The organism is Pseudomonas sp. PGPPP1 (assembly GCF_002255865.1).
GTDB lineage: Bacteria > Pseudomonadota > Gammaproteobacteria > Pseudomonadales > Pseudomonadaceae > Aquipseudomonas > Aquipseudomonas cremoris.
In genome coordinates, this window is sequence record NZ_NKIG01000106.1 from 1 (window position 1) to 696 (window position 696).

1 protein-coding gene is annotated in these 696 nt (G+C 56.2%); it reads right to left on the bottom strand.

The features are described from left to right. The coding region (locus CFE47_RS31380) for a glutamine synthetase beta-grasp domain-containing protein (protein WP_286843083.1) at positions 1–623 on the bottom strand (623 nt) is incomplete at its 3' end. Positions 624–696 lie beyond the last annotated feature (73 nt).

Consider the following 696-nt stretch of genomic DNA (forward strand, 5'->3'; position numbering starts at 1 on the left):
ACTTCGATGACCAGGCCCATGTCTTCCATGGCGTTGCACATGGAGGTACGGATTTCGTGGTCGTGGTCGAACGGCGGAACTGGGAAGTAACCACCTTTGATGCCTGGACGGTGGCCATGGTTGCCGCCTTCCACGTCCTGGTCGGACATCCACGAACCTTGTTCGGAGTAGATCTTGAACATGGAACCGGAGATGTCGGACTTGAACTTCACTTGGTCAAAGATGAAGAATTCTGGTTCTGGACCTACGAATACGGTGTCACCGATACCGGTGGACTTCAGGTATTCCTCGGCACGCTTGGCGATCGCACGTGGGTCGCGGTCGTAGCCTTGCATGGTCGAAGGCTCGATCACGTCGCAGACCAGGATCAGGGTTGGCTCTTCGGTGAACGGGTCCAGTACGGCAGTGCTGTCGTCCGGCATCAGGATCATGTCGGAGGCTTCGATGCCTTTCCAGCCAGCGATGGAGGAGCCGTCGAACATTTTGCCTTCTTCGAAGAAAGCATCATCCAGCGCGTCGCGAGCCGGCATGGTCACGTGGTGCTGAGTGCCTTTGGTGTCCGTGAAGCGCAGATCAATCCATTTAACGTCATGATCTTTGATGAGTTGAACCGACTTCGACATAGTGTCCTCCGGGTGGCTTCGGGCTGGGGTAGTGGAGTTAGCCCTTAGAATGTGGGTGATGCCGGCGCGGATA